The sequence below is a fragment of the Bacillus solitudinis genome (assembly GCF_002797395.1).
GTDB lineage: Bacteria > Bacillota > Bacilli > Bacillales > Bacillaceae_D > Halalkalibacter_A > Halalkalibacter_A solitudinis.
In genome coordinates this window covers 3,927,160-3,944,121 of sequence record NZ_KZ454943.1, presented here as the reverse complement: position 1 = coordinate 3,944,121, position 16,962 = coordinate 3,927,160, and the positions used below count along the sequence as shown (strand labels likewise).

At 37.4% G+C, this 16,962-nt stretch carries 16 protein-coding genes; 3 read left to right on the top strand and 13 right to left on the bottom strand.

Going from position 1 to position 16,962, the window contains the following annotated elements:
• From CEF19_RS19270 to CEF19_RS19255, 4 genes are all read right to left on the bottom strand, one after another.
• The coding region (locus tag CEF19_RS19270; RefSeq protein ID WP_100407572.1) for a glycoside hydrolase family 140 protein at positions 1-975 on the bottom strand (975 nt) is incomplete at its 3' end.
• A gap of 351 nt (positions 976-1,326) precedes the next feature.
• Complete coding sequence (locus CEF19_RS24340) at positions 1,327-1,569, bottom strand: apiosidase-like domain-containing protein (protein ID WP_227522115.1); 243 nt, start codon at positions 1,567-1,569, stop codon at positions 1,327-1,329.
• 47 nt (positions 1,570-1,616) lie between these two features.
• The gene (locus CEF19_RS19260) at positions 1,617-2,429 is read right to left on the bottom strand and encodes a sulfite exporter TauE/SafE family protein (RefSeq protein WP_100407570.1); all 813 of its coding nucleotides are present in this window, start codon (positions 2,427-2,429) and stop codon (positions 1,617-1,619) included.
• 46 nt (positions 2,430-2,475) lie between these two features.
• Entirely contained in the window at positions 2,476-3,174 is a 699-nt protein-coding gene (locus CEF19_RS19255; protein WP_198510323.1) for a GDSL-type esterase/lipase family protein, read from the bottom strand.
• A gap of 157 nt (positions 3,175-3,331) precedes the next feature.
• Between CEF19_RS19255 and CEF19_RS24025 the strand changes: the two genes are divergently transcribed.
• Both CEF19_RS24025 and CEF19_RS19245 read left to right on the top strand, forming a co-directional pair.
• Positions 3,332-3,610 carry a LysR family transcriptional regulator gene (locus tag CEF19_RS24025; protein WP_100407569.1) on the top strand — a complete coding sequence of 93 codons (279 nt, stop codon included), beginning with the start codon at positions 3,332-3,334 and terminating at the stop codon, positions 3,608-3,610.
• Entirely contained in the window at positions 3,610-4,206 is a 597-nt protein-coding gene (locus tag CEF19_RS19245) for a LysR substrate-binding domain-containing protein (protein WP_100407568.1), read from the top strand. The genes CEF19_RS24025 and CEF19_RS19245 overlap by 1 nt, the downstream gene beginning before the upstream one ends.
• A gap of 281 nt (positions 4,207-4,487) precedes the next feature.
• Here CEF19_RS19245 and CEF19_RS19240 read toward each other — a convergent pair whose 3' ends face one another.
• From CEF19_RS19240 to CEF19_RS19220, 5 genes are all read right to left on the bottom strand, one after another.
• Positions 4,488-6,092: a response regulator transcription factor gene (locus CEF19_RS19240; protein WP_100407567.1), complete on the bottom strand. Its 1,605-nt coding sequence runs from the start codon at positions 6,090-6,092 to the stop codon at positions 4,488-4,490.
• Positions 6,093-6,108: 16 nt separating this feature from the next.
• Complete coding sequence (locus CEF19_RS19235) at positions 6,109-7,836, bottom strand: sensor histidine kinase (RefSeq protein ID WP_100407566.1); 1,728 nt, start codon at positions 7,834-7,836, stop codon at positions 6,109-6,111.
• 258 nt (positions 7,837-8,094) lie between these two features.
• Positions 8,095-8,739, bottom strand: a complete 645-nt coding sequence (gene pgmB / locus CEF19_RS19230; protein ID WP_100407565.1) for a beta-phosphoglucomutase — start codon at positions 8,737-8,739, stop codon at positions 8,095-8,097.
• Between the two features lie 426 nt (positions 8,740-9,165).
• Positions 9,166-10,986 carry a coiled-coil domain-containing protein gene (locus CEF19_RS19225; protein WP_319830085.1) on the bottom strand — a complete coding sequence of 607 codons (1,821 nt, stop codon included), beginning with the start codon at positions 10,984-10,986 and terminating at the stop codon, positions 9,166-9,168.
• Positions 10,987-10,988: 2 nt separating this feature from the next.
• On the bottom strand, positions 10,989-12,989 hold the full coding sequence (locus CEF19_RS19220) for an efflux RND transporter permease subunit (RefSeq protein ID WP_100408380.1): 2,001 nt from the start codon (positions 12,987-12,989) through the stop codon (positions 10,989-10,991).
• A gap of 205 nt (positions 12,990-13,194) precedes the next feature.
• Between CEF19_RS19220 and CEF19_RS19215 the strand changes: the two genes are divergently transcribed.
• Positions 13,195-13,764, top strand: a complete 570-nt coding sequence (locus CEF19_RS19215; RefSeq protein ID WP_227522032.1) for a TetR/AcrR family transcriptional regulator — start codon at positions 13,195-13,197, stop codon at positions 13,762-13,764.
• Between the two features lie 179 nt (positions 13,765-13,943).
• On the opposite strand, the gene CEF19_RS19210 is transcribed toward CEF19_RS19215, so the two are convergent.
• From CEF19_RS19210 to CEF19_RS19195, 4 genes are all read right to left on the bottom strand, one after another.
• Positions 13,944-14,282, bottom strand: coding sequence for a UPF0158 family protein (locus CEF19_RS19210; protein ID WP_100407563.1), 339 nt, complete (start codon positions 14,280-14,282; stop codon positions 13,944-13,946).
• Positions 14,283-14,804: 522 nt separating this feature from the next.
• Complete coding sequence (locus CEF19_RS19205) at positions 14,805-15,749, bottom strand: CobW family GTP-binding protein (RefSeq protein ID WP_100407562.1); 945 nt, start codon at positions 15,747-15,749, stop codon at positions 14,805-14,807.
• A 15-nt stretch (positions 15,750-15,764) separates the two neighbouring features.
• Positions 15,765-16,214 carry a Fe-S cluster assembly sulfur transfer protein SufU gene (gene sufU / locus CEF19_RS19200; protein WP_100407561.1) on the bottom strand — a complete coding sequence of 150 codons (450 nt, stop codon included), beginning with the start codon at positions 16,212-16,214 and terminating at the stop codon, positions 15,765-15,767.
• 98 nt (positions 16,215-16,312) lie between these two features.
• Positions 16,313-16,945: an ABC transporter ATP-binding protein gene (locus tag CEF19_RS19195; protein WP_100407560.1), complete on the bottom strand. Its 633-nt coding sequence runs from the start codon at positions 16,943-16,945 to the stop codon at positions 16,313-16,315.
• Positions 16,946-16,962 lie beyond the last annotated feature (17 nt).

The following is a 16,962-nucleotide window of genomic DNA, read 5'->3' as shown; positions in this document are numbered from 1 at the left end:
TCTCCAACTGTCTCTTTCCTTTTCTGAAATCATACACCACACAGAGGCATGACCATATGTATGTCCAAAAGACCCGGCAAACAAACTCCAATAAGCACGTTTTCTTACCATCCAACCTCCATGATATTCAAATTGTGTTCCTGGAACTGGAAAAGCTGTTGGCATTTGTTCATAGGCAGGTTCTGCATCAAATACTGGCATAGGCTGTTCTGTGTCATAATATGTTTTTACTAAATCATAATTTTTTGGCGTTAACCCATGTCCTGATTGAATCATGATAAATGATATCCAAACATCATCGTCTGTCCAATAAGACATGGTTGAGCATTCCCCCGTCTCCTGTTCATGACATGGATGATACGTCATAAGAAGCTTTTCCCAATTAGGGTCTTTGTCATTATGTTTTAAGTCCTTGCCAAGTACACCTTTTGCAATACCTTCAGCCATACTCCGCCAAACATCCTTGTAATCGACTCCGAGATGGATTGGCTGCCTATCTCCTCCAAGACCCCAAATGATATTGGTTCTGTCCTTATAGCGATTCCCTATCCATTTCCCATATTCATAAGCATTATCTTTAGTAACAATTTTCTCCGAGAATTCCCCCATCCAGTTATGACCAACAACAAGTTCTCCCCATACAGGCAGTAACAGTACATAAAATCCATATTCCTCTGCTTTATCTACTATCCAGTCTAAATACTCGAAATATTTTTCATTTGGCGTGTTCAAGTTATTGTTTAATAACGCCTTATCTCCAGCTGGATTTCTCATTTCCTTATCCTGCTCTGGGTCAAGTGCAACCAGTTGAAGTACAGTAAATCCTTGTGATTTTCGTTTCTGCATCAGGTATTCTACATCGTCCCATTTCAATCTCTGTGCCAATGTCCAAACTGTATCTGCAAGCCAGATAAATGGTGTGCCATCCTGGTGTGTAAAGTATCTTCTATTCTCCGAAATTTTTAATTTTTCCATTTGAATTCTCCTTTTCGCAAACATTTATTTTTATTTAGCTGAATGATCGCAAGCGCTTTCAGAACCATGATCCCGCTGTTAAGAAAAACATCCTTATTCTTTTACCCTTTTGATATGCTTTATTACTTGAATGATAACGCATTCAAAGACATAACCACTGCTTCACATTAGACTTTTCACTAGTAGAATTACGACTTTACAGTTCTGTCCTCTCATACATTGCTATGAAAAATGCTTCAAAACCTGGAATACTTCATCATTTTTCAAAAACAAAGTGTGTCTCAAAAGCTCTAAAAATTAAAAACACGGTACCAACGAATGCAGGTCTCGTGTTTTTTATTATTCAATTTTTCATTTGGCGTATTCAAAATTGTTTAATAACGCTTTATCTCCTGCTGGGTTTCTCATTTCCCTATTCTGCTCCGGGTCAAGTGCAACCATCTGAAGTACAGTAAATCCTTGTGATTTTCTTTTCTGTATCAGATACTCTATATCGCTCCATTTCAATCTCTGCGCTATTATCCAAATCGTATCTGCAAGCCAGATAAATGCTGTGCCATCTTGGTATGTAAGATATCTTAACTTATCCGCTATGATTTTTAAATTTCAACTTCAAACGCATTATGCAAGTAATGTTCCAATTATAACATCAACCGAATTCCCACAATTATTAACACAAAACGAAGGATTATAACTAGCGCATTGCTACTTAACTTTGAATTAATAAAGGCTCCTAATTTCCCACCAAACCATGCCCCAGGTAATAGAAGTAAGGCGAACAACCAATTAACATTTCCTAATGATATGTGTGTGATCGAACTAAGTATAGCAGAAAGGAATACAATCATCATTGAACTTGCTATTGCTATATGCGGTGGAAAGGAAAACAGTATTATCATTGCTGGGACAAGTAATGATCCGCCACCGATTCCAAATAAGCCAGATAAAAAACCGACAAAAAATACAATTGGAATTGCTAATGTTAAATTTATACCATAGGTAAATTGTTCTCCTTCGGGGGTGACTATGTGACGACTAACAGTAAATTTTTTTGGTTGTCCAATAGGCTTTATCTTATTTTTTACCATAAGCAAAATAGCAACGATGACCATAAACAAACCGAAATAAAAAGAAAAGGAATCATCATTGAAATAACGATTGACCCAAGCACCTAATATGCCTCCTGGACCACTTCCAATAAATAGATAAAGACAGCTTTTATAATCTACTAGTTTCTTTTTCATATAAGTAAGGGTAGAGGACAAGCCAGTAATGACGACAGTAATCATAGACGTGCCTACAGCTATTTGTGGTGATATATCGAAGTGTGATATTGCACCAATTCCAAATAATAGTGGAACGATTACAATTCCTCCACCTAAACCGACAAGACCTCCTAATGTACCAGCCAGCAGTCCTCCAAATAATAATAATAATAATAATACATACTCCATTTTGTAACTCCTTTAAGTGCTACCATAATATATGTTCACGTGCGGTTTATAAGTACTTTAATAGATTCTTAAAAACTACTGAATATGCATTTGGCCACATATGAAATCCTTCAACCGTAAAGTTTTCTTTTAAATTACCTGCCGAATCAACTAATCCCTCATTAACATTAATAAATTCGTAGCCATGTTTTTCTGCTAGTATTGCTAATGATTTATTAGCTTCTAAAAAATTTGGATTATTTCTAGTTTTAAATAGTTCTTTGTTGAGGTTTTCATTTGTGGTCTTATGTACTTCTGCATTGACAGGGTAATAAGCCATAACATACACCATACATCTAGGTAGTCTTTCCTTTATTTGTTGTAAAATTTTTTCATAGTTTACAATGAGATTTTCCCTTTTATAGTCTGGTGAACCTATGTCGTTTGAACCGATATTAATAAATACTTTAGAAGGTTCTAATGCAAAAATGCATGTTTCCATGTGTGATAAAAGTTCAGTTGTTAGAAAACCACCAACGCCACGATTATAAATGATATAACGGTCCTCAAGCGTTTGTTGAAGTTCATTAATGGGGAAGTGTTCCATTAACGATGAACCAACGAACAAAATTTGTCCACTACGAACCTTTTGGTTTAAATGCTTATAACGCGTCAATTTTTCCTCTTTTTGAAATTTAAAAAATGCTTGCATTACTTCATTTGCCACAGGATTTTCTAGCATCTCAAACCATTGTTTATCTGACATCAAAATCGACTCCTTTAGCTGTTTATTTGATAATGATTTTTCTGCATATACTTGTTTTGTTCATTAACTCTGACTAAAGTATATTCTCTTGTTTTCATAATGTATAATATATAATAAATGATATCTTTATAATTATTTATATATAAGGTGGGAACGTATGGAACTTCAACATCTACGTCAATTTAAAGTAGTTGCAGAATTAGAGCATATGACAAGAGCAAGTGAGAATTTACACATCGCGCAGCCTGCTCTTAGTAAAACAATTCGTATCTTAGAAGATGAACTTAAGGTCAAGTTATTTACTCGCATAGGCAAAAATATAAAACTAAATCTTAATGGTCAAATTCTTTTAAAATACACAAACGAAATTATGTACATAATTGATAATGCAAAAAAGAGCTTGCAGATGCTAATGAACATCAAGATAACACAGTAGTGATTACAGTTTATGCAGCTTCCAAGTTACTTCCGAAAATCCTACTAGAAATAAAAAAACAGTACCCTGAATTTAAATTTATTATTAAACAACATGAGAATGAGAAAGAAATAAATGCTGATTTATTTATATATTCAACGAAAGAGAAAGCACACGGACCGAATATCATTAATTTGTTAGAAGAGGAAATATTATTGGCAGTTCCCAATGAACATCCTTTCGCTTCGAAACAAGATATTTGCTTAGAAAAATTGGCTTCAGAACCCATTATTAGCTTACAGAAAGGGAAGGGCTTAAGAGATATCACTACATCTTATTGCCGTATGGCTGGATTTGAACCTAACATTATACTCGAAAGTGATGACCCAGCTACTGTCCGCGGCTTTATAGGTGTTGGACTTGGGATTGGTTTTCTACCAGCAATTACATGGCAAGGAGGGGTGGATAATAGCATAAAACTATTGTCGATCGCAAATATCCAATGCAAACGCTATATAAATCTTTCTTTTAGAGAAGGGAGATACCGTTCTAAGGCAACAAAAGTTGTATGTGACCATATCGTGAAATATTTTGAACAACTACAACAATTTGAATAGTGAAGTACAGGTTCCAGAACCTGATTAGTTCATTTAGAGATCAAGAAGAATTCTTGGACATTCGCGAAAGATAAGAAAAGACAGCTCGCGCCCTTTGAGTGAAGCTAGAGCTGTACCCTAATCTGTCGTACAAGCGATAATGGTCCAACAATGAGAAACCTGCACCAGCAGGCACAAGAGGTGCGACATTATGATTATTTTCTGATTAAGTTAAATGGGACTTCAGTGTCTTCAATAAAGTACGGAATACTGTTTTTGACTATCTATACAACATAAACCTATTAGCTTGTTCTCTTTTGAACATTCAATCGATACTCGACAGGCGTTACCTTCAGATGTCGTTTGAATATTTTTGAGAAATACGAGAAGTTACTATAACCAACATAAAGAGCGACAGAACTCACGGACATATCGGTTTTTTCTAATAACTCCTTCGATATATTCATTCGTTCGTTAACGAGATACTCCGATATCGAACATCCTGTTTCCTTTTTAAAGATTCTAGATAAATAATCGGGATTTAAATAAACTTCATTGGCAATATCCTCACGGGAGATATTTTGATCAATATTTGCTGCAATATATTTAATTACCTTCTCTAGCACAGAATCTGATTTCGTTTCGGAAAAATGCTCTACCCTTGAAACACTATGAGAGAACCACTCCATCAGATCTTTAACAGATCGACATGCATGATTTAATTTATGAACAGATTCGTTGTCACTAAAAATGCGATGAGCCTGAATTCCTTTTTGCTTCAGTGTATAGTACACCATCTGCTGAAAATCATGATAAAAATTTCGCAGCCTCTTAGCGTCAATTCCTTCATTATACATCTTCTCCAGTATATTGCTTGCCTCTTCGGTTACTTTATTATAATTACCTTCCTGAAGCATAACAGACCATATACTCATATCAGGTAATTGAACTGTAGCATCGATAACGATTTTCTCATCAATTGTGAACACTTTATTTAAAAAAGAAATATTATTTCGGTCTTGTTCAAGTAACTTATCAATCATCTCGATTAATTGATCTGCTTTTATAAAGGTTCCAAGGTAACAGGTTAGATCACAATCAAAAGAGGTATGACAATCATTCACATAGGAGTCAAACAACTGTTTTAAATTCCTAGTAATAACCTCTTCTTCCTCTTCGTCGTCAATCGAAAGAATCACAATGAGTTTTCTCTCTTCTTGACGAATGATTTGCCCCGTATATCCATTTTTCGTAAAAAGCAATTCTTCTCCTGCTTTTTTTAACGCCTGTCTCAATGACCTGGCTTCATCTACACTACCCTGTTCAGATTCCCCTTGAAAACTAATAAGAATCGGCATGATCCGTTGGTTCTCATTTAATTCAATCGATCGCTCATCCGCGACTTCCTTAATTGTCTGTAAGTTACTTTCAATCGTCCCGTTCAAAATATCGTGCCAAAAGCGTTCCACTAACAATGGTTGATTTTTGACCCAATTCTGTCCGAGCATGCTTCCTTCCTGTAACTCTTTCTCTTTTTCTATTTTATCCGTTGTTTTTTTTATGACTTCTTCTAACTCAACAAAGGGGACTGGCTTTAAGATATAATCGATACTTCCTAATTGCAGCGCCTGCTTAGCAAAATTAAAATCGGCATGACAAGTAAGAAAAACACATTCTGTTTTTGGATATGATTCTCGCACCCATGCTAAGAGATCCAATCCACTCCCCTTAGGCATTTCAATATCGCAAAGCATGATATCAACCGAATGAGAATCAAATACTTCTTTTGCTTGTCGAAAATTATTTGCCGTATACACATTATCAATATCAAGTTTTTCCCAATTGACCCCATCCTTCACACCTTCAATAGCATGTATCTCATCATCCACAATTAAAACAGAGTACATGAGCAATCCTCCTTCATCATCTTTGCTTTACAGGCAAAAGCACCTCGACTAATGCGCCATTGGGCTTTGCATTTCCAATCGATAACCGTGCCCGCTCCTGATAATTGAGCTGCAATCTTCGTTTCACATTCCAAATCCCGATATGTTCTCCCTTTTCACTACGTTCCAGCTTTCCGGCCCGAACAGTTTCTAGGACATGTTCTGGAAACCCATCACCGGTATCTTGAATCGTGATTTTCATTTTTTCTTCAGCTTCCAGATTTACCGACTCTACTTTTATTAACAAGTGAATCGTTTTGTCCATGTTCACTGCATACTTGATCGTATTCTCTACAAATGTCTGGATAATTACCGGCGGAAGTTCCACACTCAATAATTGATTGTTTTCAACTTCTATTTGATACGTAAATTTTTCAGGAAACCGTAACTCTTGAATCCGTAAATAGTTTTTTATATGGGTTAGTTCATCATTTAGTAGCGCAAAGTCCATATTCCCCTTTAAAGTATAGCGGAAATAGCGAACAAGACATAACACCATTTCTTGTACAAGATCATACTTTTTGACTTGAGCTAGATTAAAAATAATATTTAATGTATTCATAAAAAAATGCGGATTAATTTGATAATTCAAGTACTGGAGTTCCGCTTTTTGTTTCAAGATTCGTTCTTCATAGATATTAATTTTTAATTCTTTGATTTGATCCATCATTTGATTGAATGTATGGTTTACAAGGATAAATTCATCCGAAGTGGAATGTTGCGGTATTCGAATATCTAAATTCCCTCTACCAATTCGCTTCATCGCATGAACAATTTTATACAAAGGAGATAATACTGCTTTATTTAACAAAAATAAGCTGAAAGGAATGATGAATAAAGCACCAAAAGCAACGAATGTTGCGATCCTCTTTAGTGATTGAAAATTTTCTGTTATCTTCACATCTGGTATCAATGCTACAAGACTAAAGTTGGCTGTTGCTGAAGGCTGACCAATGATTAAAAACTTATCCTCACTTCCTGACAGATAATAGTTTTCTAAATTTCCAGTCAAATTAATGGCATTCTTCTCAATGATATCAGCTGGTGCCCCTACTGCCTCACCAGTATCCGTAACAAAAAAGGAGGCCCCTAACTCACCAAAATCAATTAAATCGAGTGGCGTGAGCAATGTTTCTAAGTTAAGCCATGCCCCAATCACTGTCCCACTCGTTTTTATATAACGAAATAAATAATGTTCCCCATCAATCGCTTTTAGATGCCACCCTTTTTCGTTCACTTTTAAACTATCCTCGTTAATGACTTGACGTATATAATTTCTGGCATTTTCTCTATCCTTATACGAGGCACTATCAAGCTTAAACGCTTCTGTAAAATCATTGGTATGGTTAGAATATAAAAAGATAGATTCAATCGACTCAAACATTAAAATATGATCTTTTATTTTACCCTGTGCTCTTATTTTCGCTAACATATAATCCTTTTCTGATAAAAAGAACTCTAATTGCTGAATGTCACTATCAAACGTTGCCGTATTTATTAGATATTCCTCAACAGTTTTTAATGTACTATCAATCGTACCCATATAAAGCGTTACCATTTTTTCGTTCGATTCAGCTACTTCCTCACGAACCACATCCATTGCATGGTAATTGCTGTAAAACAAAAAAATAAGTAATGGGACGGTGAGTAACAAAAATCCTAATACTAACTTGAAACGGATTGAATTCCACAATATTTTTTTCATAGGTGGGTTCCCCTTTTACTATGATTAACCTATCCCTTAATTTTAACTAATATCATACTATTTTCATAGATAAAAAATCTTCCTTATGCCATATCGTAGGCGTAAGGAAGATTTTTAAAAGCAATACAACATACCTATATTGTAAGCGCTTATATTTTATTTGACTAACACTATTCAGACTTACTAATATGAAAAAGGTGACATTTGTTTTCAAAAGGCATAGTAGTAAATTCCTTTAGTAAATAGTCTAAACACTAGTTATAATAAAAGTAAGCTTATATCTAGACATTGAAGACCCACTAGTTTTACATCGGTTTTCTCATATTTTGCTGCTGGACCAACACCAATTACCATCATCCCAGCTCCTAATGCCGCCTCTACTCCTGCCTCGGCATCTTCTATAACGATACACTCTTCTGGGGAAACTCCTAACTTTTCAGCTGCCAGTAAAAACACTTCCGGATCTGGTTTACTATTTGTAATCTGATTCCCATCGACGATAGAATCAAATGCGTCTAAAAGGTCGATTTTTTCTAAAATAATCATCGCGTTCTTACTTGAAGAACCAATCGCTAGCTTTAGTCCGCGATCACCCGCATCACTTATCAGGGTTTTAACACCCGGCAATATATTTTCCGGTGTAAGTCCATTTAGCAAATGACGATAATGATTATTTTTCCTTTCCATAAGTTCTAATTTCTCTTGATCTGAATAGGATGTGGATGATTGTTCTAGAATGATATTCAAACTTTCCAATCTACTTATCCCACGTAACCGCTCGTTAATGTCTCGATTAAATGTCACATGTTCATCATCACTAATTCGCTTCCATGCTTGGTAGTGAAGTTCATCTGTTGAAACAATCACACCATCCAGGTCAAATATAATCGCCTTCTTTGTCATAGCAAACACCTCAATTATGTTTAGTTTAAAATAATCGTCGACTAAACCTTTTTTCTTTAACTAATGTTAATTTTAGTTAATAGCATTGTCATGCACTATATCAATTACGTCTAATTAATGAAAAAATCGCGACCTATATATAGGGACGGTTCTTCCGTTAGCCGGTCCCTTGTTCCGCTATTCCTCCTAAAATCCTTCGTTTCGGCTTCGCTTCGGTTCCTCGTTCCGCTATTCAGCTTTTTAAACTTCATTTTCGCTGTGTCTCCTACATTAACGGAACCAGAATCCGCTCCCCTCTTTTCGCGACCGCTTTCTCCTTATTTAACGGAATGAGGAACCGCTTTAGCCATTGAACGGTCCCTCGTTCCCCTATTCACTTATAAAAAAACGTCTCCCCACCATTCGTAGGGAGACGCCAGAAAAATATTATTTAAACAAATCGATCAATTTCGCCCAAAATCCTTTTGGTTCTTCTTCAGTTTGGGTGGTCTCTTCAGCCTCTTCCTTTTTAATACTTTCTGTCTTTACAACAAATTGAACCGAATTGATGTTTTCATTTTTGGGTGACACAAAGGAAACGGGTTCAAAATCAGATTTATCGTATTCAGCTAGCATCTGATCAACCTCTTCCTTCATTTGATCTGGTAAATCACTCGCCGCTTCATAGAGTTCTTCCGTACCGTCATGAAGTTGGTTGACTCCATTTTCTAATTCTCCTGTTCCTTGAGACAAGTTGACGATTCCATTATGCATCTCACCGTAGGAGCTTGATAATTGGCCGACTCCTCCCGTGTAATCGACTAAACCTGAGTGGAATGCTTGATAGTTAGAAGCAACGCTACGAATTCCTTCCTGTAATGGTGCCAATGAATCAGCTACATTCATCTGTTCAAAAGCAGTGGAAAGCCCTTCTGCCATCGCATCTACATTCTTAGCCATTTCAGAAAGAGCGCCATCTACTTGCTCTAATGTCACGGTGACGGCATCAAAGCCTTCTTTTACAGCGGAATACGTGCCTTTTGCCATACGAGCTGCCGTGTATGATTCGATTAATTGATCGAGTACAGCCTCGTTTGCACCGCTCACATATAATTGCTGAATTTCTTCTTCTGTAATCGTATAATCAGGAATCGCCTGCATCGCTTTATTCAATTCGCCGTACGCAGTGGCATAGTTTTGATTTAAAAGAACTAAGTTTTTTGACGTTTCATTAAGACCGGCCGACAGCTGAACAAGTCCTTCTTGTAATTGTTTCAACTCATCAACGTTCATATCCGGTAAGCTTTCACCCAATGATTTGTTCATTGTTTCAAGAGCTTGCTTAATGTTCGTTGACGCATTCACTAGTTCAGAAGACGATGTCGCAACGGTAGTCATTCCTTGTTTGTATTCCTTTGAACCGTTACGTAAAGACCCAACGCCATTGTTAAGTTCAGAAACACCATCATTTAATTCCCCAACACCATCATTAACCTCTTCGATCGCATCCGTTAACGTTTGAATGTCTCCTGTCATCTCGTCAATATTTGGTGCATCAATCGACATTGAGGAAGGAACAGCCGTGATATTGATCCCTTCAAGCTCAAAATCAATCACATCTGCTTCAAGCACAAATGTTGCCTCCTGTTCTGGCATCACTGTAAACGTCACTTGCTTATTCTTTCCTGCATTGGCTAACATCCCATCAGGAGCCTGAATGTTACGGTAGAGATCGAGATTAAGCGCAAGAGAAATTTGTAATAAATAGTTTTCAAAAAAGACAGAGTCGACGTTTTCATTAGCAGTCGTTGCAATTCGAATCTGAACATGCCCGTCTTTTCCAGCAAGCGCTTTAGGATCGATTTCTTCTCCATCTAATAAATAGGAAACTGAGATACCCCAGGGCAAAGCAACATCTGGTAAGTTCCCTTGATAATAAAACGTTCCCTCAGGTGCAGCGAACGACACGACGCTATCTGATTGCTTGATTGGTGAAACATCGGTTAAGTTTTTTAGCGTTGTATACTCACCATAATCAGTAACTTCTCCCGCTTTTTCTATCTCTAACATGTTGACAACATACATCTCTTGTCTATCACCAGTAGCACTGAGATTGGCATAGACGACTTCATCCTTGGAGGAAATTTCTCCTTTTTGCTCGGAAACTTTTTCTGTAGACGTGCCCTCAGGAAAAGCTGCCGATACAAGAAATGACGGCGCGACTATTATCATCGTTGCAAAGACAAGTAGGAACTTTCTCATTCTCATCATCATTTCTCCTTATAAAAATTTGCTTTCCATGTTGTTTTGCTTATCCATTTATCGAAAACGAGTAACATCGCTGGTAGGAAGAAGACAACCAAAATAAACGCAAGCAGCGCCCCTCTTCCAAGCAACAATCCGATCGAAAAGACCATTGGGTTCGAGGAGGTCATCCATAAGATAAACCCGACACTCGATAAGATGGCAGCCGAAATCGAAATCGAGAACACTTTTTCATTAAGTGTTTTCTTAATCGCTTTAAGGGCAGACATTTCCCTTCGATCCTCCACATACCCATCAGTCAGCAAAATCGCGTAATCGACCGTGGTAGCGAGTTGAATAATACTTATAAGCAAATAACCAACGTACCCCAAGGAGGTCTCCGTAAAATAGGGAACCGACAAATTCAACCAAACCGCCGACTGAATAGTAAGGAGGAGTACGACTGGAATGGCTATTGACTTAAAGGTGACAAGTAGGACGAGCGCAACTGTAACCACCGTCAATAGATTGACTAGCGTATTGTCCTTTTGAACGGTTTGCTTAATATCATACAATGTCACGCTTTCTCCAACTAGGTACACATCTTCACCAAAATAAGCTTCAGCCGTTGTTTGAACCCGTTCAACTAACTGAAACGCCTCGTCTCCCTCGTTTTTCGTATTTGTTTGAAGGATGATTCGACTATAATTTTCAGAGTAAAACTGCTCCGTCACAGATGGCTCCAAATACTCTGGAGGAATGGCGGCACTAACAGTATTCGTATAAGCTATTACACTAGATACATTCTCGATTCTCTCTACCTCTTGAACCAATTCCTCTTCTTTAGCGATATCCCCTTTGGGCACGAGTAACACCATAGGCGTGTTCTCTCCAAATTGCTCGTGAATTTTTGTTAAATCACTTCCGGGGCGAGTTGTTTCAGGCTGGTCCCCAATCCCATACGTGAAATCCGTCTGACTTTGCGCTAAAAAGGCTGGGAAAATAAGAAGAAAGACAAGAAGTAAGCTTGGAATTCTAACTTTTACGACCGCACTTCCAATTTTCGAAAAACTTGGAACGAAGGCTGTATGCTTCGTCTTATCAATCCATTTATAAAACAGAAGCGTGAGTGCTGGTAAAAAGACCATAACACTTAGAAAGCTTAATAAAATCCCTTTTACTAGATTAATCCCTAGATCTGAGCCAATTTCAAAGTTCATAAACGATAATGCCATAAACCCAAAAAATGTTGTTGAGGCACTCGCGGCAATGGCCGAGAAGGAACTTTTCATTGCAAGCTCCATCGCTTTATGAGGATCGGCTACTTTCTTTCGATAATCCTCAAAACGATGCAGAAGAAAAATCGCATAATCTAGTGAAACGGCAAGCTGTAAAATCGGGGCAACTGATTGCGTAACAAAGGAGATTTCTCCAAGAAACATATTTGTCCCCATATTAATTAAAACTGAAACACCAATTGCTGTTAAAAATAACACTGGTTCAATCCACGAGTTTGTCGATAGCACTAAAATAATAATAATGATCGGAACTAATAGCGCCGCCGCATACATCGATTCTTTTCCCGTCATTGTTTGCTGCGTCGCCGTATTGAGTGATACTCCGGCCATCGCATTTTCCTCACCTATTAACTCGTAAATTTCAGTCGTTATCGCGACTTCCTCCCCGTCACGAATACTGAACGAATAAAGGGCGTGGCCATTCTTATAATACGTTTCAACAACCTCTTGATCCGCCATTTCTAACGGTTCTTTTATATCGATCGCATCATCCAACCATGTGACATCCGACACCCCATCAATGGCAGCAAGCTCTTCTTTAAATACAAGCGCTTCCTGAAGACTCACATCATGGACCATTACGCGGTTATTTGGAACATTACCTTCAAATTCCTGCTCCATAATTTCCATTGCAGTCGTTGAAGGTGCATCATCAGGCAAGTAATCCGTCATATCATAATTTACTGATACCGTTAACGATGCCAAAGCACAGATTACCGTTAGCACCATAAACGTAAGCGCAACGGCCTTTTTATGTTTAATGATTCGAGCTGCAATTCCTATCTCCACTCACCCTCTCTTGCCTTTTTTTCATGTTCCCTCTAATATTATATTGACACTGTGTTGTCTAATCAACAAACAGTTTAATAACATCCGTCACTTTGACAACACAAACATCCATTATGTTGGAAAACAGAAAAGAAAGGAACTCTATATGGCTACTTCCAAATTGGACAGACGAAAAAAATATACTCAAATGGTTTTAAAAGATAGTTTTATAAAGCTATTAAAAGAAAAAGACATTTCCTCCATCACAGTAAAAGAAATATGTGAGCTAGCAGATATCAATCGCTCAACTTTTTATTCGCATTTCTCGGATCAATTTGACCTCCTAGATAAATTAGAAAATGAAATCATTGAGGACATGACGGGGTATTTAAGTCAGCACCATCACATGAACGAAGACGATGACATCCAGATGCTTGAAAATTTGATAGAATATTTCGCTTCAAAGCAGGAGATATGCAAAACGCTCTTAAATGAAAAATCAGACAACGCATTTCAGAAAAAGGTCATGGTCTTCGCACATCAATTCTTTAAAAATAGCTGGATTGCTGACAACCACCTGGATGAAGCTCTCTCTGAGTATGTAAGCACATTCATCATTAGTGGCAGTATTCATGTTATCAACAGCTGGCTAAACAATGGCATGAACAAATCACCAAAAGAAATGGCTGAAATCATAAATAACCTTGTTAAGAAAGGACTTTTAGGGATGAAGTGATGTTTTATTCGTTATTTACCATCCTCCCTGTTTTATTTCAGAAATACACATTATGTCTGCTCCTAGTGAGCAGGCAAAATAAAAAGCCCCCAAGATGTGGACTTAAATACAAAAAGAACCAACCAATTAAATGACTGTGATTCTTTTTTAAGTTATCGATAATATCACCAATTTGAGAACTAATAATCAATGTTTTTGCTCTGACAAAATGCTTTCGCAATTTCCTTATAACACTGATCCCGAAAATCATACCATTGTTCAGCAATCCCTAACTGATTGATCCTGTCCTTAAATCTCCGAAATGCTCCTTTTCCACTGATAGCCTGTAGCAAAATGTCTTGTTCTTTCTGGTCAGAGAGTCTATAGCAAAACTTTTCGATCATGTTATACTCATGAACATCAAAGCTAGTAGGGAGCAAGGCATACTTATCATCGTTTTCAACGATATCATTCGCTAGTTCGACTTCTTCTTGCTGCCAATCTGGTAGATGACCGAATTCCTCACCATCTTCTGCCATGTGTAATGCCTTACACGAAACATAGGCGATTTTTTAACTTTCATAGGTCTTGTCCCTCCTATTTTCATTTCCTATCAAATTATGACCTTCCTTCCATTATCCATTTTTTTCAGCCATCAATTCTAGTAGAATGGCCTCTTGTGTTTGAACATTCGCACCTAATCAAATCCTTCACTTAACTATGGGGAAAGCTGTCATGATATTTGTTGCTGTCTATACAATGGTTGATGGGATTTTCCAAGCTCAATATGTGAATGCAACGGCATTATTTCGTTTTTTCTGATGGAGACAACCAACACATAAAAACACGTGAATTCCTTTAAGAATCCACGTGTGAAATTACTATTTTTTTCGGAATGCGTACTTCCTTACGATTAAGCACGAAACCACTTCCAGATTTCCTGCGGTGTAGCATTTTTACTGTACATTAAGATTCCTGTTTTAAAAATCTTACTAGCAAGTTTCATGAAAATCCAGATGCTTGCGAATGTAAGTTTTCTAGTTACATCACATGTTCGTAAGTTATGTAAGCTGAGCGTGTGTAATCCCTACAAGCTCTCGTTCCAAGTCTCGTTGAACCAATTCCTCACCAATAAATACTAACACTGGGTTTACGTGAACATCGGACTTCACCCGTTCATACATCGGAAATCCATAGGCATAATTAAACAAGTACATCGCAGGGCTATCTGTTAGTCTGATAAATCCCTTCACCCTTAAGAGTTTTTCGTGATTTTTCTCCAAAAAATTTTGTAGTTGAATACGGTCTACAGGTTGTTCCATTGAAATGGCACATGTTTTTAAATGGAGGCTTGTCACATCTGTTTTGAACTCAACCCGATGATTTTCTAACTTATCTTTTTGATCCTTTGGGTCATCAAGAATTGACATATCCATCTCAGAGAACGTTACTGCTTGTTTTAATGCGAATGGATTCTCCTGCTCAATACTAGCTGTTACTTTTGCTACTTCATCTTCAGTTACTTGATCTATTTTATTAATTAAAACGACATCGGCAAATTTCACTTGATAGGCAATTAATTTTTTCAGACTTTTATTCATCTTTTGCTCTAGCCATTGCTTTGCATTCACGATCGTAATAACGGCATGAATTTGAATTGTTTCTACTAACAAAGGGTGAGTACATGCGTCAAGTACATCTAACGGATGGGCTGCCCCAGTTGCTTCAATATAAATCACATCAAGCTTATGATCTTCTGTTAAGTTTTTTAATTGAGTACTCAGTTCTCCTTGTATTGAACAGCAAATGCATCCATTTAACATTTCCTTTATAGGGACATTTGTAGGGACATATGAGGAATCGATATTCACTTTCCCCAGCTCATTCATGAGCACAGCTACTTGACGCCCCTTCTGATTTTCATAAGATAAAAGTCGAGATAATAATGTGCTTTTTCCACTCCCTAAAAATCCACTTAGTATGACAACATCAACTTTTTTCTTCATCCGTACACCTCACAGTTACTCTTTTATTCCTTTATACTGTTGGACATCTGCTAGCACCCTATCTAAAGCTTGCCAAGCCATTAATGCACAATTATGTCTAGCTCTTAACTTATGAACACCTTTTAGTGACATTGCATCTTGAAGATCAATTCCGGTATTTACCCGATCGCCTGTTCGAATTAACTGCTCAAACTCATGCCTTAGCTCTGAGACGTCAGTTAGACTAGTTCCTTTAATTAATTCGGTCATCATCGAGGTGGAAGCCATACTTATGCTACACCCTTCTCCCTCAAACGAGACGTTCTTGACCTGATTCTCATCGATATCAACATACAAAGTAACAACATCTCCACATGTCGGGTTTTTATAGTGAACTTTCTTCACTTGTTCTCCTTCTAACACACCTACATTGCGACGATACTTCGCGTGGTCCATCACCACTTTGCGATAAATATCTTGAAGCATGTAAACACACCTTTCATCCTGTCGTTCGCAATTACCTTTAAAAGTTTACCACTTTTAACGAAAAGTCATAAACAACCGTTTCCCTTGGCTTTTTTCGCTTAGCTCTGAAGCCATCTTTTTAGCTGTAGCTCAAACGTTCCTTGTTTCATTCCTGGTGAGACATAAATGACTTGGGCTTTTAGAGTTAATGGGTGTGTCCATATCGTTGCTTCTACTTGAAAGACTTCCTCTACTAGTTGCTTTGTGGGAATTTCGTTTGGTGACCCGTTCGCTACCAATCTACCGTCCTGCATAACGATGAACCGTTCACAATAAGAAGATGCTAGATTTATATCTTGCATCGTTGTAAGTACCGTTATCTTAAGCCGCTTTAATAGGTCAAGAATATGAAGCTGTTGATGAATATCTAGATGCTTCATCGGTTCATCAAGAATAAAGAAACTAGGCTCTTGCGCAATCGTTCTAGCCATCATAACACACTGCTTCTCACCATCAGACAATGTCGCAAATCTGCGGTGTTCATAACCCTCTAATCCAACCTGTTTAAGTGCATCTAGTGCAATGTCACAATCAATTTTAGTTTCCTGGTTGAGGAAATGTTTATGTGGATTTCTTCCCATAAGGACACTCTTTAAAACGGGAAAGTCTAAAGGAACGCAACCTACCTGCCCTACGACAGCAACCTTTTTTGCACAATCTTTATACTGAAAAAGACTTAATGGCTTCACCACCTAACAGACCACACCTT